The organism is Testudinibacter sp. TW-1, from assembly GCF_050613185.1.
Classification (GTDB): Bacteria; Pseudomonadota; Gammaproteobacteria; order Enterobacterales; family Pasteurellaceae; genus Chelonobacter.
Genome location: NZ_CP192511.1, coordinates 2,406,472 through 2,425,687 on the forward strand (window position 1 = coordinate 2,406,472; position 19,216 = coordinate 2,425,687).

At 42.5% G+C, this 19,216-nt stretch carries 19 protein-coding genes and 1 tRNA gene; 5 read left to right on the forward strand and 15 right to left on the reverse strand.

The genetic code is table 11. The annotated features are described in order from the left end of the window. Positions 1-52 precede the first annotated feature (52 nt). Complete coding sequence (gene grpE, locus ACQ31U_RS11570; RefSeq protein WP_431052225.1) at positions 53-628, reverse strand: nucleotide exchange factor GrpE; 576 nt, start codon at positions 626-628, stop codon at positions 53-55. 160 nt (positions 629-788) lie between these two features. On the opposite strand from grpE, the gene ACQ31U_RS11575 reads away from it, so the two are divergent. Together ACQ31U_RS11575 and recN are read left to right on the forward strand one after the other, a co-directional pair. Further along, entirely contained in the window at positions 789-1,709 is a 921-nt protein-coding gene (locus ACQ31U_RS11575; RefSeq protein WP_431052227.1) for an NAD(+) kinase, read from the forward strand. 87 nt (positions 1,710-1,796) lie between these two features. Continuing rightward, on the forward strand, positions 1,797-3,473 hold the full coding sequence (gene recN / locus ACQ31U_RS11580; protein WP_431052229.1) for a DNA repair protein RecN: 1,677 nt from the start codon (positions 1,797-1,799) through the stop codon (positions 3,471-3,473). Between the two features lie 135 nt (positions 3,474-3,608). On the opposite strand, the gene ACQ31U_RS11585 is transcribed toward recN, so the two are convergent. The 12 genes from ACQ31U_RS11585 to ACQ31U_RS11640 form a co-directional block, all read right to left on the reverse strand. Next, positions 3,609-4,241, reverse strand: coding sequence for an OmpW family outer membrane protein (locus ACQ31U_RS11585; protein ID WP_431052231.1), 633 nt, complete (start codon positions 4,239-4,241; stop codon positions 3,609-3,611). Between the two features lie 296 nt (positions 4,242-4,537). Continuing rightward, positions 4,538-5,197 (reverse strand): class I SAM-dependent methyltransferase, encoded by a 660-nt coding sequence (locus tag ACQ31U_RS11590; protein WP_431052233.1) that lies wholly within the window; start codon positions 5,195-5,197, stop codon positions 4,538-4,540. 99 nt (positions 5,198-5,296) lie between these two features. Continuing rightward, the gene (locus ACQ31U_RS11595) at positions 5,297-5,569 is read right to left on the reverse strand and encodes a hypothetical protein (RefSeq protein ID WP_431052235.1); all 273 of its coding nucleotides are present in this window, start codon (positions 5,567-5,569) and stop codon (positions 5,297-5,299) included. 1,800 nt (positions 5,570-7,369) lie between these two features. Then, a complete protein-coding gene (locus ACQ31U_RS11600; protein WP_431052237.1) occupies positions 7,370-7,738 on the reverse strand; it encodes an ArsR family transcriptional regulator in 369 nt (122 codons plus the stop codon). A 161-nt stretch (positions 7,739-7,899) separates the two neighbouring features. Beyond that, positions 7,900-8,346 carry a hypothetical protein gene (locus ACQ31U_RS11605; RefSeq protein ID WP_431052239.1) on the reverse strand — a complete coding sequence of 149 codons (447 nt, stop codon included), beginning with the start codon at positions 8,344-8,346 and terminating at the stop codon, positions 7,900-7,902. Beyond that, on the reverse strand, positions 8,333-8,704 hold the full coding sequence (locus ACQ31U_RS11610) for a terminase small subunit (protein WP_431052241.1): 372 nt from the start codon (positions 8,702-8,704) through the stop codon (positions 8,333-8,335). The genes ACQ31U_RS11605 and ACQ31U_RS11610 overlap by 14 nt, the downstream gene beginning before the upstream one ends. Further along, the gene (locus ACQ31U_RS11615) at positions 8,705-8,977 is read right to left on the reverse strand and encodes a hypothetical protein (RefSeq protein WP_431052243.1); all 273 of its coding nucleotides are present in this window, start codon (positions 8,975-8,977) and stop codon (positions 8,705-8,707) included. Positions 8,978-8,991: 14 nt separating this feature from the next. Then, the gene (locus tag ACQ31U_RS11620) at positions 8,992-9,207 is read right to left on the reverse strand and encodes a helix-turn-helix transcriptional regulator (protein WP_431052245.1); all 216 of its coding nucleotides are present in this window, start codon (positions 9,205-9,207) and stop codon (positions 8,992-8,994) included. Between the two features lie 158 nt (positions 9,208-9,365). Then, entirely contained in the window at positions 9,366-9,626 is a 261-nt protein-coding gene (locus tag ACQ31U_RS11625) for a hypothetical protein (RefSeq protein WP_431052247.1), read from the reverse strand. 131 nt (positions 9,627-9,757) lie between these two features. Further along, positions 9,758-10,282, reverse strand: coding sequence for a hypothetical protein (locus tag ACQ31U_RS11630; RefSeq protein ID WP_431052249.1), 525 nt, complete (start codon positions 10,280-10,282; stop codon positions 9,758-9,760). 151 nt (positions 10,283-10,433) lie between these two features. After that, positions 10,434-11,657, reverse strand: coding sequence for a tyrosine-type recombinase/integrase (locus ACQ31U_RS11635; RefSeq protein WP_431052251.1), 1,224 nt, complete (start codon positions 11,655-11,657; stop codon positions 10,434-10,436). A gap of 271 nt (positions 11,658-11,928) precedes the next feature. Next, positions 11,929-12,005, reverse strand: a tRNA-Val gene (locus tag ACQ31U_RS11640). A gap of 232 nt (positions 12,006-12,237) precedes the next feature. On the opposite strand from ACQ31U_RS11640, the gene ACQ31U_RS11645 reads away from it, so the two are divergent. Further along, complete coding sequence (locus ACQ31U_RS11645) at positions 12,238-13,608, forward strand: L-cystine transporter (protein ID WP_431052253.1); 1,371 nt, start codon at positions 12,238-12,240, stop codon at positions 13,606-13,608. A gap of 76 nt (positions 13,609-13,684) precedes the next feature. Here the strand turns inward: ACQ31U_RS11645 and ACQ31U_RS11650 are convergent, their stop codons facing one another. Together ACQ31U_RS11650 and glnS are read right to left on the reverse strand one after the other, a co-directional pair. Further along, positions 13,685-14,119, reverse strand: coding sequence for a YcgN family cysteine cluster protein (locus ACQ31U_RS11650; protein WP_431052255.1), 435 nt, complete (start codon positions 14,117-14,119; stop codon positions 13,685-13,687). 104 nt (positions 14,120-14,223) lie between these two features. Next, entirely contained in the window at positions 14,224-15,906 is a 1,683-nt protein-coding gene (gene glnS, locus ACQ31U_RS11655; RefSeq protein ID WP_431052257.1) for a glutamine--tRNA ligase, read from the reverse strand. A gap of 175 nt (positions 15,907-16,081) precedes the next feature. On the opposite strand from glnS, the gene ACQ31U_RS11660 reads away from it, so the two are divergent. Further along, positions 16,082-17,260, forward strand: a complete 1,179-nt coding sequence (locus tag ACQ31U_RS11660) for an efflux RND transporter periplasmic adaptor subunit (protein ID WP_431052259.1) — start codon at positions 16,082-16,084, stop codon at positions 17,258-17,260. A 15-nt stretch (positions 17,261-17,275) separates the two neighbouring features. Then, the gene (locus ACQ31U_RS11665) at positions 17,276-19,210 is read left to right on the forward strand and encodes a MacB family efflux pump subunit (RefSeq protein WP_431052261.1); all 1,935 of its coding nucleotides are present in this window, start codon (positions 17,276-17,278) and stop codon (positions 19,208-19,210) included. The last annotated feature ends 6 nt before the right edge of the window (positions 19,211-19,216 follow it).

Genomic DNA, 19,216 nt, shown 5'->3' on the forward strand with positions numbered 1-19,216 from the left:
TCCGAGATAAAAATGGCGATTTTTTTCTCGATCATTTGCGTGTAAACCGCACTTACGCCGCAACCATCACCATCGCCGGACGAATCACACGGCCGTTCAACAAATAGCCTTTTTGTAATACTTGCGTGATTTGATTGGTGGTAAAACCTTCTGTCGGCTGCATAGAAATGGCTTGATGTTGTTCCGGATTGAAAGCTTCGCCGATCACGCCAACGGCGGTGACGCCGAATTTATTTACAGTCGCAATCAACGACTTATAAGTCAGTTCTACCCCGTCAAACACCGCTTTGCTGCTTTCATCATCGCTTTGTGGTCTTGCATCAAGCGCACGTTCCAGATTATCAATCACTTCCAACAACTCTTTGGAAAATTTTTCTAAGGCAAAGTTATGCGCTTTTTCCACATCTTGCTCGGCACGGCGGCGGATATTATCCACTTCGGCACGGCTTCTGAGCTGCACGTCTTGCACACGCTTGTTGCTTTCTTCCAGCTGCACTTCCAACTCTTGCACACGGGCAATTGCTTCTTCTAACGGATCTTGATTGATGATTTCCACCTCTTGCGGCTCTACGCTTGCATTCTCTTCGGCGGCAGCTTCAATTTTTTTCTCATCAGTAATATCAGACATCTTTTCTCCCTATTTTGTGCTGAATATCAAATTTACAGGCTATTTTACCCAAAAACCCAGTATCAAGTCAGCCTTGATACTGTTAATTGTATCTTATTTTGTTAAGATAGGGGCTAAATTGACTATTTCAAGCAATTACTATTTTTTATGAGTAGCATAAATGAGCAATAATGCGTTAAATTCCACGCCGAGCAAGAGTAAACGGCAGTTCCATACCATTGGTTTGGTCGGCAGACCACGCAACCATAATGCCCTGCAAATGCATAAAAACATCTATCAGTGGTTAAGTGAACGTGATTACGAAGTGCTGGTAGAAGAAGACATTGGCAAAGATTTATCTATTCCCGAAAACCATATCGCCCCGATTGAACAAATCGGCGAAAAAGCCGATTTAGCGATTGTAATCGGCGGCGATGGCAATATGCTCGGTACGGCCCGGGTGTTGGCGCGCTATGACATTGCCGTGATCGGGATTAATCGCGGAAATTTAGGCTTTCTCACTGACATTGATCCAAAGCATGCCTACTCACAGCTCCATTCCTGTTTGGAAGAAGGGGAATATTTCATCGAAGAGCGGTTTTTATTGGAAGCAATGGTTGAACGTGGCAATCAACGGATCAATTTAAACAATGCCGTCAATGAAGTGGTGATTCACCCGGCTAAAATCGCACATATGATCGATTTTCAAGTCTATATTAACGATAAATTCGCCTTCTCCCAACGTTCCGACGGCTTGATTATTTCCACGCCAACCGGTTCGACCGCTTATTCGCTCTCTGCCGGCGGTCCGATTTTGACACCGCAACTGAATGCAATTGCACTGGTGCCGATGTTTCCGCACACCCTATCGTCTCGTCCGCTGGTTATCGACGGCAATAGCGTGATTTCCCTGCGTTTTGCACAATACACTGTGCGCCAGCTGGAAATCAGTTGCGACAGCCAAGTGGCACATGCCTTTTCGCCCGATGATAAAATTATTGTGCGCAAAAGCCAAGATACCCTACGTCTGTTACATTTAAATGATTACAACTATTTCAATGTGTTAAGTGCCAAACTCGGCTGGTTGCAAAAATTATTCTGATATTTTTGAACAAAAACAGAAAAACCTCTTTACTGGATAAAAAAACAGTATAAAATACCTGTATAAATACCCAGTAAAGAGGTTGCTATGTTAATTCATTTGAACATTCAAAATTTTGCTATCGTTAACCAACTCGATCTTGCCTTGCAACAAGGCATGAGCGTGATTACCGGCGAAACCGGCGCCGGCAAATCCATTGCGATTGATGCATTAGGATTGTGTTTAGGCGAACGCGCTGAAAGCAGTATGATTCGCCACGGGCAAGAGCGCGGCGAAGTGCGGGCAACCTTTGATATCAGTCTTAATAGTGCGGCGCAGCAATGGTTACAACAATATGAATTGGAAGATCTGGATTTGCCTACCTTTTGCAATTTACGCCGTGTTATCCGCAATGACGGGCGCTCAAAGGCGTTTATCAATAATTACCCGGTTCCAGTCGCGCAACTACGCGAATTGGGCGGATTACTGATTCAAATCAACGGGCAACATAGTTCACAGCGCCTATTAAAAAGCGAAGCGCAATTAACGTTGTTGGATCAGTTTTGTGATAACCAAGTGCGGTTACAGCAAATGTCCGACAGCTATCAGCAATGGAAACAAGCAAAACAGCAACTTAAAACCTTTCAACAACAACTGACAGAAAATGAAGCCAAACGCCAACTATTGCAATATCAAGTGGAAGAGTTGAACGAATTCAATCCGCAAGCGGATGAATATCAACAGTTGGAACAACAACATAACTGTTTAGCCAATGCCGAACAGATTGCGCAGCTATCGCAATCCATCAGTATGTTGCTGAATGAAAATGAATCAGTGAATATCGAATCGATGTTGAATAAATCCGAGCGTTATTGCGAAGAATTATTAGGCATGAGCAATCAATATGCCAATTTACGGAGTCTACTGCAAGGTGCGCTGATTCAAGTGCAAGAAGCCGCTTCCGAACTGCAAAACTTAACCTCCAATATTGAGCAAGATCCGTATTTGCTGGCGGAAGTGGAACAACGCCTCGGCACTACCCTGCAATTAGCGAAAAAACACCATATCGAACCGGAACAATTGGCACAACACCACGCACAGTTAAAATTACAGTTAACCGAATTGGCCGATCTGAATGAAGGCGAAGCGCAATTGCAACAACAGCTTGAAAGTGCGGTTAGCGCAATGCGACAAGCGGCTGAAGCGTTGTATCAAGCCCGACAGGATGGTGCGAAAAAATTGTCCTCAGAAATTACCGGTGTGATTAAACAATTAGCCATGGAAAATGCCGAATTTGATATTCGGATTCAACACAATCCTTCCGCCGTTAACGGCTTAGGTGCAGATGAAATCGTATTTATGCTGCGCAGTAATTTAGGGCAGTTATCACAACCGCTGGCTAAAATCGCCTCCGGCGGGGAATTGTCACGTATTGCCTTGGCAATACAAGTGCTGACTGCCGATAAAATGGCGACACCGACATTGATTTTCGATGAGGTTGATGTTGGTATCAGCGGCGCAACCGCCGCCGTGGTCGGGCGCTTAATGCGGCAATTAGGTAAAAAATGCCAGATTCTGTGCGTCACCCACCTGCCACAAGTCGCTGCGCACGGACAGCACCATTTTAGTGTACAAAAATTCACCCGTAACGGCGAAACCATCACTGAAATGACCGCACTTAATGGCAAAGAACGGATTCACGCTCTCTCGCGTTTATTAAGTGGCAGTGAAGTGACCAACGCGACGCTGGCAAATGCCAAAGAATTGTTAAAATTAGCGGCTTAAATACCAACTCATTCGTCCAATGATTTAAACCGCACTTTTACATTATCTATAATAAAAATACAGGTTCTGCTCAATGTGAGCAAAACCTGTACTTTAAAAGTGCGGTTCTACGCAATCAGTCGAGAATCCGCAAAGTTAGAATTTATATCCCAAGCCGATAAAATACACCATTGGATCTAGTGTTACATCTGCTTTTTGTTCATTACCATTTAATTTAAAGCTGGCTTTGGTTTTAATTTTTGCATACCAAATTGAAGTATTTAAGAATAAATTATCGGTTAAGCCAATATCCACACCGGCATTTAAGGCTAATCCCCATGAATCCTTTAATTTCAGTTCTGTGACAGGTGCAAACGTCGATTTTTCACTAAAGAAAGTCGTATAATTTACCCCTGCGCCTAAATAAGGGCGCGCTTTTGCTTCTTTATCCAAGAAATAATATTGCAGATATAGACTTGGTGGTAAATGTTTGGTTTTACCTACCGTGCCAATGCCCGGCAATGACAATTCGTGGCTAAACGGTGTTGCCGCCAGCAATTCCACCCCGATATTATCGGTGATCATATAAGTACCGGTCAAACCGAGTTGCGCATTGCTATTTACATCAAAGTTATAGTCTAATGCATTGCCTGCATAATTTTTCGTTGAGGTATCCGGCACAACTAAAATCGGACCTCCACGAACAATCACGCTTCCGGCTTCATGTGCGACTGCGGCTCCGCTGGCAAAGACTGCGGCGGCAACTAAAGCGACTGCTGTTTTTTTCATACTGATTTCCTCATAAATTATTCATTAACCTTGTTATAACACTCCAATGACTTCCATCCTCCGTTAGAAGCGCATTCAATATACCCCTTATTAGGTATACAAAAAATGACATAGATCAAATTTGATTTTTTTCATAAAAATAAAATATTGATTTATCATTATTTAACCAACAAATCACCACGCCATTAATTGATTCATATCAATAATTAAAAAACATGCTTAATTTATAACCATGTTGATTTTCTTCTACAAAAAAACCACTCAATTGAGTGGTTTAAATTTATCCAATTTTGGGATCAGACTTTATGCTTGGCACTGAAAATCGCCACTACGCCTTCAACCTTAATAGTTACATCAACAAAAAAGGTCGATAGCACCTCCTGCAAACTCGCTAACGAATCATGATAATTACTGAAAATTCCTTTCTTATTATAAACTTGCATCAATTTTCGCCCAAACGCATTATGCGAAACACCTGCTCCCAAAATAGTCGCACCATACAAAACACCATCCGGTTTTAGTGCAGCAACAACATGCCGTATTGCGGTTTGCTTATCCCGCAGCGTTCCCGGTAAGCAATGCAATAAATAAAAAATAGAGATCGAATCAAATGTTTCATGCATATTTTTTGGAAACGGATTAAAAATATCATGCTGCACACATTGCTGAATTTTGGTATCGCCAATACTTTTTCTTGCATAAGATAAGCTATGTTGATTTAAGTCTACAAATGAAATTTGCTCAATCTGATTCCGAATCATTTTAGGATAAAAACCGGTTCCAACGCCAATATCCAAATGATTAGCCCCAATATGTTGGCTAAAGTGCGGTAAAAGTACATTGTGTGTATCACAGCGCCATGCATATCGATTAGAAACCGCGAGCACCCACCAATCATATAATTTTAAAGAAAGCGGTGTATAAATTTTTGTACCATCCCGGGTATTTAAAGACATGACTATTCCTTTATTCAATCGCGTGCACAAAGCACCATTAAAAAAGCCCACTATTTACAAATGGGCTTTGGTTAATTATTTTTTATTTAAAAATAGAAATTAAAAACCACCCTTAGTCGTTGGATCAAAACCATCCAACCGACCATCGATCGGACGCTGTTCTAATTCCAACACTCCCCCTTTAGTGGTTGGATCAAAACCATCCAGCCGACCATCAATCGGACGCTGTTCTAATTCCAACGATCCCCCTTTAGTAGTTGGATCAAAGCCATCCAACCGACCATCAATCGGACGCTGTTCTAATCCATTCGCCTGTACACTCAATGTCAACATGCTGAATACGGCGGTGGCTAATAAAGATTTATAGTTCATTTTTGGAACTCCTTTTCAATAAAAATTAGTGGACCAAAATAAACTCGCTAGGTGCTAAATTTATAATACTATTTCGCCAATTAGTAAAGCGGGTTACTATAATTTAAGTTATTGTTTTGTAATTATCATGCTTGATATTTATGGTTTTGTCACAATTGCATTTCAGGTTTATTTCTGTTCGATATGGAGTATTATCAGTGCGCAGTGTGCTAAACACAACGGCTAATTTATAATTTTAAAAATAATGACATAAGAATATTCGCTAAAGTTTAGTTTAAACGATATTATTTTAACTAAACCTTAATAAGTTGTGATTGTGTTGTTAGCTCTCATCGCCTAGCACCTGCACTAGCTTCCGCCAACGCCATCATGCAGCCTGTTGGCGTGGTTCAAGTGATCTGCGTAGCTTTGCCGTCGGCGAATTGGTGGAAGTGTTCCGCCTTGCTGATTGGGATATTCAACAAGCGCACCAACTGCCCCACGCACTGCTTGCTGTCGCAAATAAACCCACAGTGGTACTGAAATAATTGCTACGAAAAAGTCGATCACTAGAAAACGGATAACGCTGACGCAGCCGGAAATAATATAAACCGGTGTTCTAGTTATACGGCTTTTAGCTATACAAGCTCCGTATAACTAAACGTATAACTAAAATTCGTGGATTTAAGTGTAATATAGTGAAGTGAAATAAACAACTGAAATGCGCTAAAACTAGGTTTTATAAGGGCTTAGTGTAGTTTAATGGGGTGTTGTGAAAGGCTTGATGGACCGGGTGGACTCGATATCAAGTCTTAATGCATTGTATTTTAATAAATTTTTATTAAAACTCCTATAATGGTATAGTCATTCGTATAGTTAAAATCAAAAGTCATCAATTATTCAGTATGAAAATCAACCAACAAAATATCCTTGTTTTCTATTATAGATTAGCCAATCAAACAGGAAAAGCAAGATGATTATTGGTTTTCGCAGTTTAGTTTCGCAATTAGATCCCTAATACCTTTCTGTTGCTAGGTGTATATGTTCTTTTAGTATTTCGCAAATCGTAGAAACTTTCGCAAACTTACCGAGGATTGCCATTAAACCGATACCATAACTGTAATTTTAACCCCATGTGAGTACCAATTTTGAAAACAAGCCTATGTAAGTGAATTAACAGGCTCAATTTTGAGCTTGTAGCCAATCCAATTTTGGATTGGCTAAATCTATGCTATGCCGTCTTGCTAGTGGGTGTTCGTGTTATGCGAATATCTAGAAATTACCATTAAAAATCAATGCTTATACGAGTCAGATAATTGTTTGTTATTTATACAATTAGTTGGATCGTATAGCTCCTTGTTCCGCCTTGCTTTGGTCGTTTCTTTGATGTCGTTGAATGGTGGTGCTATGCCGTGCTTATTTCGCTGTAAAGCGTGCTTACGAGGCTGAGTTTGCTAATCTAGTTTTATTCGTATAAATGGTGTGCCTGTGTGATAAAGGCGGTTGATTTGTTCGGTTGGGTGGCTGGTGGCGGTTGCTATTCAATTACCCTAGTTTCTAACGCTATTAGATTTTCGTTACCCCAGTTTCTAGGGTAAGTTACCCCAGTTTCTAACGCTATTGTGGTCATTTTTTAATCAATTTATTTCCAATAGCGTTAGTTTCTAGGGTAGTCATGTGTTTTTTTACTCCCCAATAGCGTTAGTTTCTAGTTACCTTTATAAATATACCATATACACTACATATAAAAACGATTAGGAAAGTGAGCAAAAAGGGGTAAAACAGGTTGAGCGGTCAATTGGGGTTTCCCTTTGGCGAAAGTCATCTTGGTTTTTTCCAATAGTCCAGTGGCTTTCTTGTCGGTTGAATATCAATTTTATTGTCACACTCATTCACTGCGATAAATGTCAGGGCATAGAGTGAACAGCGATTTTTTCCGCCTTGCCGTGTGGTGATAATAAAGCCACTATCAAGCAGTTCATCAATTGCTTTCTTGGCGGTGGCGTTACTCATGCCGTAAAGTTCTGCCGCCTTGTTTTGTAATAGGGTTAAATCGCCATTGTTATAGCCGTTGAATTGCCCTAGTAATTTCGTTAAGAGCTTAGCCGAATTACCGCTTAGGGCGTTAAATTCAGGGCTGTTAATCACATCATGCCGCAGTGTGGAAAATCCGCCCTTGTTGAAATCCACGCCTAGCCGCTCGGCTCTCTCTTGTTTGGATGATCTTTTTTTTCGTTGTGCTGTTCGTTGCGCATTATTTCCCATATAATAACCACTGTTAAAATAGTTTAAATATTGCCCTTTCTGTTTCACAACATGAAAGGGCGTTTTTTAAATTACGCCAATTGCCCTTATCGTTTCGGCTTTGCTACTATTCGTTCATCATCAGCCACGATAAACGGATTACGCTCACCAAACCTATTAAGTGCAGTTTGAATTTGTATCGGTGTGAGTGGTGGATAGCCTTTTGCTTTGGCTTTCAGGTTGTAAGCTGAAATTAATTTTTCCCCCTGATATTTATTTGCGACTCGATAAGTCGTATATTCGCCACGCCCATTTGCTTTAGCGTGCTTCACTCGAATAAATTCAAAACTTTCTAATCGTTCAATTTCATTAACTTCATTTCTCGCATTAAGGATATTTCCAGCATTCAAGGTGTCTAACTCCGACAATTCACCGTCAGCAATCAATTTTAATAATACAATTGGTCTGCGTTCCATTGCGGATAGTTTCAAGTCAGCCGAAAGAAACAAGTTAATGCTGATATTATTACTGGCGCTGTGGTTATTCTGTTTCATCTTGATTTTGTCCTTTTGCCTTAATTTCTTTTAACATTCCTAACAGCTTAGCTTTTGCCATTGTGGCAGTGGTCATTCCGTTAGGGTTTTTATGTCGCAATGCTAACAATCGGGCTTCTTCTAATTCCGCCAATAAATCGGTAGAACTTGATAAAACTTCACTTTTTAATTCGGCTCTCAGTTCATTAATCCTAGCGGTAATCTTAGGGTTATTGGCTAATCGGCTTGCTTCAGTGTGGATAGTTTCATTTCCCATATAAAGCGTGTTGTAGCAATTTCTATAAGCCCCTGCGTAGCTCATGCCTTGAAATACGGCAAAAGCAAAGGCTTCTTGTTGAGCAGTCAATTTCTTAGCCATTTATGCCCCCTTTTGTGCGGAATTTGTCGGGTTTTCGCCATAAAGTGCGATTAATTCTTGTTGAATTTTGTCTAAATCCATTTCACAAAATGTGAGTTTGTCAGCAATAAAGCCGATCACTTCGTTAAGTGTCATTTCCCTTGTTGGTGCTGGTGGCTCAATGCCTCGCACTTCGGGTAATTTTCCAGCAAGAACAGGGCTGATAAATTCCTGTAGCTCTGAAAGCTGTTTTAAAACGCCTGTCAGCGTAGGTTTATATTCGGTATTAGTCATATTTAAAAAGCTCCCTATGCGTGCGTTTTACGGCTTTTATCGGCATTCATCAGGCTTTCGATAAAGTCATTGACTTCATTTTCTCGATAGCCATTTAACCGCCCACCAAGTGAAAACGGCTTAGGGAAATCGGGCTTATATTGTGGGTGCTTCGGGTTTTGCCAGTTGTAAAAAGCGGTTTGTTTAATGCCTAGCTTTTGCTGAAAGGCTTTTGAGGTGATGACATTCATCGGATTATCTCCACGTTTGAAATTAATTCAGATATAAACGCTCAAGGGCTTTTATATGGTTTAATGTTGCAACGTGGGGAATTATGAAATGTAAAGTGATAAAAAAAGGAATATTCCCCTAAACTTGAGAATATCCCCCTAATAAAATTTGAATATCATTACTGTTTTAGATCGGAAATATCACTATTCTTTATCCATTCTGATAGCGTTCTACCAGTAACAGGAACTTTATAGCCATTTTTGTCAAAGGCTATTTGAATAATGCCATTTGTATATTTTGTACCTTGAGTTATATCATTTTCGGCAATGTGTGATCTTGGATTATCCGCTACATTTTCTCCAAAACAGACGGCAATAAATGCTTTTAATGTTTTAGTTAGTGCGTTTATAGTTTTAGGATTATCATTTTTAGCTTTCAAGTCAGTATGTTCTTTTTTTAATTTGTCGTTTTCAGACTTTAAATTATGAAAATATGTTTTTGCGTTTTCTAATCGTTCAGAAATTTGATCGTGTGCGGATTTATAATCTCTAGCGGAACTTTCAGCAGAACTTAACTTTGTTTGAAGTTCATTAAGTTGTGACTGTAGTTTACTTTTTCAAGTAAAAGGCTATCATATTTCCTCTGTAATTCATCAAACTGAATTTGTGTTAAAGGGGTTTTTCTTTCATCATCATTAAATAAAGTCTTAGGCTTATCATTTGGATATTTTGATGAAATAAATTCTTTTAAATCTTGTATCCAAAAATGACGACGGTTTCTAGCTACATGATCTTTTACGCATTTTGTGCCGTCATCTAAAATTTCAATTTCGCCACCATATCCATGTTCCCTTACCGCTCTTATGTCACCCTGTGTAATTGCTAATTCCAAAACTCTAGTCTTTTTCTGTAAGCAAGGAATATAAGGGTGTTGATAAATACCAGAACTTAATTCATTTACTTCATTTAAAACACCTTGTAGATCTTCTCTCTCAACTCCGCACCATAATAAAACAGCTTCAAGGTATGGAATGACTTCATAATCAATAATAGAACATTCAGGTAATGAATTATAATAGCTTTGATTTTTTGTCATAAAACGCCCCTTAGCGCAACAATATCCCTTACTGATTGAATTAGTGCGACAATAGCAATAAGGGTTACTATCTTTCGGTGTGGGTAATTAATCCTCACCTAGCCGCACTAAATTAATAAAATCTGTGGAAATTCAACCGCACTTTATAACGTTACAACGTAACGGCTTTCTTTTGGCATTCTTCAATAAATGCGCCCCACCTGTTCATAATGCCTATGCGTTGATTGAAGTAGGTCGCCTTGTTATACACACCGCTAACGCCTTGGATATGGTGAGCAAGACAAGCATCTACATAATCCCTAGGCTCGCCCATTTCGTTTAAATAGGTGCTTGCTAAACGCCTTAAGCCGTGGGCGGTTTGTTTGCCACTGTAGCCCATGCGTTTAATAGTCGTATTTACGGTTTCTTTGTTCATCGGCTTACCACTGGTTAGGCTACTGGCAAAAACATATTTTAAATGTCCGGTCATCGGTTGCATTTTTTTCAATATCGTCAGTGCCTGTGGTGATAGCGGTACAATGTGCGGATTTTTCAGGCTGTGTCTTGTCTTTTTCATCTTTTCCGCTGGTATCGTCCATAATGCTTTTTCTAAATCAATTTCCGCCCATTCCGCACAAACAGCCTCATTAGAACGCACCATTGTCAGCATTTGCCACATCACTAAAAAGCGTGTTTTCGGCTCAATATTGCTATTTTGTAGATCGTTTAAAAATTGCGGTATCTCATCATGATGAATTGCGGGGTTGTTGGTTTTGGTATGTTTCGCAAACATCTTACGAATATTTGTACAAGGGTTATAAGTGAGCAAGCCACCATTCACCGCAAAATCTAATATTTCGTTGAGCATACCGATAATGCGGTGTAATGTTTCTGATTTGCCTTGTTTTGCCAGTGGTTGCAATGCACTTACCATTAAAGGGGCGGTAATATCTGAAATAGGGCAGTTGGCGACATAGGGGAATAAATGCTTTTCTAATCTGCGGTAGTTTTTGTTAATGGTCAGTTCAGCGACTTCTTGAAGTTTTTTAGCTTTCCATTTCTCCGCCATTGCTTGAAGTGTATTAGCCAGCTCTAATTGCTTTTCTAATTTTTCTTGCTCTCGCTTGATTTGTGGATCAATGCCTTGCGCTAGTAAGATTCTAAATTCTTCTCTTTTTTGGCGTGCTTGAGCTATGGATATTTCAGGGTATGCCCCTAAGCTAAGTAATGCCGCTTTCTTAGTAAATGGTTTCTTATATTCAAAACGCCATAATTTAGAACTATTTGATTTGACCAATAGCGACAATCCACCACCGTCAAAAAGGCGGTAATCTTTCTCTTGGGGCTTTGCTTGTGCTACTTGGGTATTAGTCAGCGGAGCTACAACTTTAGCCATTTATTCACCTATTTCAGTATGTTAAGAATGACTATACGACCTTTTATTTAAAAAAGCGGTATAGTTATCACTTAACTAATTGAAGAATAAAAGAAAAAACAACTTTTAACTATACGGCTTTTAACTATGCCTTAGCCGTATAGTCATTCGTATAGTCAAAATTCGTGGATTTAAGTGTAATATAGTGAAGTGAAATAAACAACTAAAATGCGATAACGCTAGGTTTTATAAGGGGTTAGTGTAGTTTGATGAAGTGTTATGAACGGCTTGATGGTGCGACCGGGTGGACTCGAACCACTGACCCCCACCATGTCAAGGTGGTGCTCTAACCAACTGAGCTACGGTCGCATTTTGAAGTGGCGCTATAATAGCGACTTTCAGATTAAGGAACAAGTTTTTTTTCGTCTTGCGCATTCAATTGTTATTTTTTTAAACAAAATGCGAATAAAATCATCTTTTTCGCAACAGAAAAGCATTATTATATCTTCTCGGCATAATTTATTGTGTATTGTCATTTCATCTTTTGAGTATAACAGGTTATGCTATCTCCATTGATTGATTCTTTTAACCGAGGTTCATTATGTCTCTCTATCTGCTGCTGAATCTGGCAATTTTTTTAGCTTTAGTCTTTGTCTTATATCATTTTAAAAAGCAAGGTCATTCGCTTGCGGTTACCGTACTATTGGCGTTAGTGCTGGGCGTGGTGTTCGGCATTGCATTGCAAAATCTGTACGGCGATCAAAGTGCGGTCAAAGCCAGTCTGGATTGGATTAATCTGGTCGGTGGCGGTTATGTCCGTTTGCTGCATATGATTGTGATGCCGTTGGTGTTTGTTTCGATTTTATCGGCGATCAGCAAACTGCATGATGCCGGTGGATTGGGCAAAATCAGCTTTAGCATTCTCTCCGTTCTGTTGTTTACCACCGCTATTGCCGCTTTAGTCGGGATCGGGTTCAGCGCCTTGTTCGGTTTGAATGCGGACGGTTTAATCGCCGGGGCGCGTGAAGTCGCGGCACAAGAACGCGTATTAGGGCGGGTAGATCAAGTTGCCAATTTAACCATTCCGGCCATGTTGCTCTCTTTTATTCCGCGCAATCCGTTTGCGGAACTGACCGGTGCAAATCCGACTTCGATTATCAGCACCGTGATTTTTGCCGCTTTTTTGGGCATTTCCACCCTGCGTTTGCGTAAAGATCAAACCGAAACCGCTGAGCGTATCACGCAAGGGATCGACAGTTTGAATAAATTGGTGATGAGCTTGGTGCGGATTATCATCAGCCTGACTCCATACGGGATTTTAGCCTTGATGACGCGCATGGCGGCAACGTCTAGTTGGGCGGATATTCTTAACCTGCTGAATTTTATTATTGCGTCTTATTTGGCGATTGGAGTAATGTTCATTGTACACGGCGTGCTGTTGGCATTGAGCGGCATTAATCCGTTCAGCTATTACAAAAAAGTGTTGCCGACCTTGCTGTTCGCCTTCACCTCACGCTCCAGTGCCGCCACGATTCCGTTAAATATCGAAACCCAAACCAATAGACTGGGTAATTCGGGCACGATTGCTAACTTTTCGGCGACGTTCGGCGCAACCATCGGGCAAAACGGTTGCGCCGGGATTTATCCGGCAATGCTGGCATTTATGGTTGCACCGTCGGTCGGGATTGATCCGCTGGCACCGCACTTTATCTTGTCATTAGTGGCGATTGTCACCATTTCATCTTTCGGTATCGCCGGTGTCGGCGGCGGCGCAACCTTTGCCGCGATTGTGGTGCTATCAACCATGGGATTGCCGTTGGAATTAGTCGGACTCTTAATTTCGATTGAGCCGCTGATTGATATGGGGCGCACCGCACTTAACGTGAACGGCGCAATCACTGCCGGCACATTGAGCAGTAAATGGTTAAAACAGACCGATTTGCAGGTGCTGGCAAATCCGAAAGCGGAATAAACCGCACTTTAAATAGCTAATGCAAAAGCCCATTTCATATCAGAAACGGGCTTTTATTCTTGAATTGATAACGCTATTAAACCGCTTCAATCACATGATCAAACCACGCAATCACGTCACGTTCATGAATGCCGTTTTCAATCGGGATTCGGGCGAGTTTGACCGAGTCGGGATTGCCGGAAATGAGCGGGTGCCAGTCAAACAACGGTTTGTTTTCGTATAATAAACGGTAAGCGCAGGTTTTTGGCAGCCAGCCGAAATCAGGCAGGTTTTGTTTGGTCAGTTTGGTGCAATCTTCTTCCAATTCAAAGCGTTGGGCGTAGTTGCCACATTTACCGCTATTCAAATCGAGTTGGTTGCAAGCGATACTGGTGTAATAGATGCGCTCGTGTTTGCCGTAGCCGTCAAGGATTTTGCGGTAGCAACACAAACCGCAGCCGTCGCACAACGCTTCCCATTCTTGTTCGTCCATTTCCAACAGGGATTTTGTTTGCCAAAACCGCACTTTCATTATTTCTCTCAAGGGATTACCGAACCGCACTTTTACATTCCCTCCCTCCGCTGGCGAAGGGAGGTGTCCAAAGGACGGAGGGCGAGATTAAAAATTAAGCGTGATTAAAAACCACTACTCTCTTTCAAACCGACCGTTAAATTGAACACTAAGTTATCGGCACGAGAATCTTTACTATCCGCACAGAAATAACCTTCGCGTTCAAATTGATAGGCTTTTTCCGCTTCGGCGTCGGCTAAATTCACTTCGACCACGCCATGTACCACGGTCAGAGAGTTCGGATTAATCACGCTGAGAATATCCTCTGCCGCCCCCGGGTTCGCCACGTTGAACAAGCGATCATATAAACGGAATTCCGCCGCGTTATTTTGCGTTGCCGAAACCCAATGGATCACGCCTTTTACTTTACGCCCGTCCGCCGGATTTTTACCTAAAGTGTCCGGATCGTAACTGCAATATAAGGTGGTGATATTACCGTCGGCATCTTTTTCCACCCGTTCGGCTTTAATCACATAGGCGTTGCGCAAGCGCACTTCTTTGCCCAGCACCAAACGTTTATATTTTTTATTCGCTTCTTCGCGGAAGTCGGCTTGATCGATATAAATTTCACGCCCGAACGGCAACTTGCGCTCGCCCAGTTCAGGACGGTTCGGGTGGTTCGGCGCGGTCACCAGCTCATCATCGCCTTGATAATTTTCAATCACCACTTTCAACGGATTGAGCACCGCCATCGCACGCGGGGCGTTGATGTTGAGATCATCACGGATACAGGCTTCCAGCGCACTGAATTCAACCATATTGTCTTGTTTGGTCACGCCGATACGTTCGCAGAATTCACGCAATGCCGCTGGGGTATAACCGCGGCGGCGCAAGCCGGAAATGGTCGGCATACGCGGATCGTTCCAGCCGTCCACGATTTTATCGCTGACTAATTGCAACAGTTTGCGTTTTGAGGTCAGCGTGCTTTCCAGATTCAAACGCGAAAATTCATATTGGTGCGGCAACGGACGCTCGATTGAAATATTTTCCAACACCCAATCATATAAACGGCGGTTGTCTTGGAATTCGAGCGTACACAATGAATGGGTAATACGTTCAAGCGCGTCGGAAATACAATGGGTGAAATCGTACATCGGGTAAATGCACCATTTGTCCGCCGTTTGATGATGGTGGGCAAATTTGATCCGATACAACACCGGATCGCGCATTACCATAAACGGTGACGCCATATCGATTTTGGCACGCAGACAGGCTTTGCCTTCGGCAAATTCGCCGTTACGCATTTTTTCAAATAAAGTGCGGTTTTCCTCAACCGACCGCTCGCGATAAGGGCTGTTTTTGCCGGCTTCGGTCAGTGTACCGCGATATTCTCGGATTTCCTCCGGCGATAATTCATCGACATACGCCAAGCCTTTTTCAATCAATTCAAGCGCATAGCCGTACAGTTGATCGAAATAATCCGACGCATAGCGCACTTCGCCCTGCCATTTGAAACCGAGCCATTCCACATCTTGCTTAATTGAATCGACATATTCCACATCTTCTTTCACCGGGTTGGTGTCATCAAAACGCAAATTACATAAGCCTTGATAATCTCTGGCGATACCGAAGTTCAGGCAGATCGATTTGGCATGGCCGATATGCAAATAGCCGTTCGGTTCAGGCGGAAAACGGGTATAGACATTATTGACTTTGCCCTGCGCCAGATCTTCATCAATAATATGGCGGATAAAATTAGACGGGCGATGTTCTGCCGCATTCACGGCAGCGATTTCAGGTTGGCTCATTGCACTTCCTTAAAATAGTAAATCTTAATAGAAAATTGGTCTATTCTACACGCTTTAGCAGCGGAAAAAAACCGCTAACACGCGGCAAATGTTTAAGTTCTTCTTAATAAATTGGTGATATAGTATATCTCACTCACAAAATTTACAATTTTAACCCAAGCAACGTGATATCCCTATGAAAGCAAACAAAATCAACACCGTTGTCCTTGCGGTAGTGGTGTTAACCGCACTTTTCGGCGGTTACCAATATTGGCAAAGCAGTCACAGTGAAAATAAAGTGACCTATATGACGGAAAACGTCAACCGCGCTTCCCTATCCGACAGCGTCATCGCCACCGGCACGGTGCGCAGCCATAACCGAGTGGAAATCGGGGCACAGGTCTCAGGTCAGTTGCTCAAAATTCATGTCAATCTAGGGCAAAAGGTAAAAAAAGGCGAATTACTGGCAGAAATTGATGCGAAAAACCAAGAAAATTCGCTCAATACCGCACTTTCGCAATTAGCTTCCTACCAAGCGCAATTGACCGCGGCGCAAGCCAATTTAGCCGCCGTACAATCCGCTTATGATCGCATTAATCGGCTATATAAACAGAAATCCGCCACCCAAGACAGTCTCGAATCGGCTCGGGTGAATCTTGCCAATGCACACTCGACGATTGCCCAACTGGAATCGTCGATTAAACAAGCGGAAATTGCAGTAACAACCGCCAAAACCAATTTAGGTTATACCAAAATTCTGGCGCCGATTGACGGCACGATTATTTCCATTCCGGTATCCGAAGGGCAAACCGTCAACGCCAATCAAACCGCGCCGACCATTATGCAAATTGCCGATTTAACGAAAATGCTGATCAAAGCCGAAATTTCCGAGGGCGACATCAGCAAAGTCAAAACCGGCATGAAAGTGCGGTTTACCACGCTGGCGGAACCCAACAAAGTCTATCAATCGGCAATCGCCTCGATTGATCCGGCGCTTACCACCTTGACCGATAACGATTACAACGAATCGTCCAGTAACAGCAGTGCGGTTTATTTTTATGCCAATATCTTGATCGACAACCCTGACGAAGCGCTGCGAATCGGCATGACCACGCAAAATACGATTACGATTGCCGATGTCGAAAATGTGCTGACCATTCCGACCATGACGATTCAAAAAGTCGGCGAACAGTATCAAGTGCGGGTATTGACCGCCGATAACAAAGCGGAAACCCGCACGATTAAAATCGGTATCCGTGATGAGATAAACACCGAAGTATTATCCGGTCTGGAAGAGGGCGACAAGGTGATTTCCGCTGAAATGCGGCAAGGCGAAGCCGTCGGTAACGGCGGACAAATGCGCATGCGCTTTTAATCGGGCGAGGCAAGCATGAATATTATCGAAGTCAGCAAACTGAACAAATATTTCGGCGAAGGCGAGAACCGGGTTCATATCTTAAAAGCGATCGATCTGACGATTAAAAAAGGCGATTTTATTGCGATCATGGGGACATCGGGTTCGGGCAAATCGACCCTGATGAATATCCTCGGCTGTCTGGATACCGCCAGTGACGGTGTATATAAAATCAACGGCGTGGACACCTCGCCGCTGTCGCGCGATCAACTGTCCGATTTGCGTCAGAAAAAATTCGGTTTTATTTTCCAGCGTTATAATTTGCTGTCTGCGCTAAGTGCGGTCGAAAATGTGGCGTTACCGGCGGTGTATGCCGGCGTGCCGCAACAACAACGTTTGGCGCAAGCGGAAGAATTGCTGAAAAAACTCGATTTAGGCGATAAGCTGACTAATAAACCCAATCAACTTTCCGGCGGGCAGCAGCAACGGGTCAGTATCGCACGCGCATTAATGAACGGCGGCGAGATTATTTTAGCCGATGAACCGACCGGCGCGCTCGACTCCAAGAGCGGGTTAATGGTAATGCGAATTTTGCAGAATCTGCACCGTGAGGGGCACACCATCATTTTAGTCACCCATGATAAAGATATTGCCCACTACGCCAATCGGATTATCGAACTGAAAGACGGGCGTATTATCGATGACAGTCGCCGCTCGGATCAAATCATTGACAAAGACACCTCGGTTAAAATTCAAAAAAACCGTTTTGCACAATTTAAAGATCAGCTGGTGGAATCGTTTAAAATGTCGGTCAGTGCGATTTTGGCACATAAAATGCGTTCGTTGCTCACCATGCTTGGGATTATTATCGGCATTACCTCGGTGGTGTGCGTGGTGGCGATCGGTAACGGTTCGCAACAAAAAATCTTGTCGAACATCAATTCGCTCGGCACAAACACCATGGATATTTATAACGGTACCGGTTTTGGTGATCGGCGCGCAAATCGTACCAAAAATCTGACAATCCAAGATGCCGATATTCTTGCCAAACAGCACTATATTGCGAGTTCGACGCCGAACAGTGTATTGAGCGGCACATTGACTTACGGCAGCCAAGCGTTCACCGCACAAGCACGCGGCGTGGGCGATCAATTTTTTAACGTCAAAGGCTTAACCTTAAAGCAAGGCAAGGTGTTTACTGCGCAAGATGTCGCAGATAATGCGCAGGTGGCGGTAATTGACGAAAACACGCAAAAAGAGCTGTTCGCAGACAAATCACCGTTGGGGCAAATTATTATGATTGACAAGAAACCGTTAAAAATTATCGGTGTCGCCGCCAGCAACAACAATATGGGCATGCCAAGCAGCTCATTGACGATCTGGCTGCCTTATACCACCGCAATGTATAAAATTTCCGGTGAAAAAACCATTGATTCAATCACAGTGAAAGTGAAAGATGATGTGAATACCCAAATCGCCGAGAAAAATTTGACCCAATTACTGACGATACGCCACGGTAAAAAAGATTTTTTCGTGCTGAATACCGATATGATCAAACAGACGATTGAAAGCACCACCAACACCATGAAGCTGTTGATTTCTTCAATCGCACTGATTTCGCTGATTGTCGGCGGAATCGGCGTGATGAATATCATGTTGGTTTCCGTGACCGAACGCACCAAGGAAATCGGCGTCCGAATGGCGATTGGTGCGCGGCAATCCAATATTTTGCAACAATTTTTGATTGAAGCCACGCTGATTTGCGTGATCGGCGGTTTGGTCGGTGTCGTGCTATCCTATCTGCTCGGACTGTTATTTAACAGCATGATGCAAGACTTTACCATGTTGTTTTCTGCGGATTCGATTATCGCCGCCGTGATCTGCTCCACGCTAATCGGTTTAATTTTTGGTTTTCTTCCGGCTAAAAATGCGTCACAATTGAACCCGATTACCGCACTTTCAAGAGAATAAAAGTCA

What these genes read in the sequence shown, in the direction of transcription:
- ACQ31U_RS11665 (WP_431052261.1), top strand. Translation starts at nt 17,276, where the DNA reads ATGAATATTATCGAAGTCAGCAAACTGAACAAATATTTCGGCGAAGGC.
- recN (WP_431052229.1), top strand. Translation starts at nt 1,797, where the DNA reads ATGTTAATTCATTTGAACATTCAAAATTTTGCTATCGTTAACCAACTC.
- ACQ31U_RS11575 (WP_431052227.1), top strand. Translation starts at nt 789, where the DNA reads ATGAGCAATAATGCGTTAAATTCCACGCCGAGCAAGAGTAAACGGCAG.
- ACQ31U_RS11620 (WP_431052245.1), bottom strand. Translation starts at nt 9,207, where the DNA reads ATGAATGTCATCACCTCAAAAGCCTTTCAGCAAAAGCTAGGCATTAAA.
- ACQ31U_RS11595 (WP_431052235.1), bottom strand. Translation starts at nt 5,569, where the DNA reads ATGAACTATAAATCTTTATTAGCCACCGCCGTATTCAGCATGTTGACA.
- glnS (WP_431052257.1), bottom strand. Translation starts at nt 15,906, where the DNA reads ATGAGCCAACCTGAAATCGCTGCCGTGAATGCGGCAGAACATCGCCCG.
- ACQ31U_RS11605 (WP_431052239.1), bottom strand. Translation starts at nt 8,346, where the DNA reads ATGAAACAGAATAACCACAGCGCCAGTAATAATATCAGCATTAACTTG.
- grpE (WP_431052225.1), bottom strand. Translation starts at nt 628, where the DNA reads ATGTCTGATATTACTGATGAGAAAAAAATTGAAGCTGCCGCCGAAGAG.
- ACQ31U_RS11590 (WP_431052233.1), bottom strand. Translation starts at nt 5,197, where the DNA reads ATGTCTTTAAATACCCGGGATGGTACAAAAATTTATACACCGCTTTCT.
- ACQ31U_RS11615 (WP_431052243.1), bottom strand. Translation starts at nt 8,977, where the DNA reads ATGACTAATACCGAATATAAACCTACGCTGACAGGCGTTTTAAAACAG.
- ACQ31U_RS11650 (WP_431052255.1), bottom strand. Translation starts at nt 14,119, where the DNA reads ATGAAAGTGCGGTTTTGGCAAACAAAATCCCTGTTGGAAATGGACGAA.
- ACQ31U_RS11610 (WP_431052241.1), bottom strand. Translation starts at nt 8,704, where the DNA reads ATGGCTAAGAAATTGACTGCTCAACAAGAAGCCTTTGCTTTTGCCGTA.
- ACQ31U_RS11630 (WP_431052249.1), bottom strand. Translation starts at nt 10,282, where the DNA reads ATGACAAAAAATCAAAGCTATTATAATTCATTACCTGAATGTTCTATT.
- ACQ31U_RS11585 (WP_431052231.1), bottom strand. Translation starts at nt 4,241, where the DNA reads ATGAAAAAAACAGCAGTCGCTTTAGTTGCCGCCGCAGTCTTTGCCAGC.
- ACQ31U_RS11645 (WP_431052253.1), top strand. Translation starts at nt 12,238, where the DNA reads ATGTCTCTCTATCTGCTGCTGAATCTGGCAATTTTTTTAGCTTTAGTC.
- ACQ31U_RS11660 (WP_431052259.1), top strand. Translation starts at nt 16,082, where the DNA reads ATGAAAGCAAACAAAATCAACACCGTTGTCCTTGCGGTAGTGGTGTTA.
- ACQ31U_RS11635 (WP_431052251.1), bottom strand. Translation starts at nt 11,657, where the DNA reads ATGGCTAAAGTTGTAGCTCCGCTGACTAATACCCAAGTAGCACAAGCA.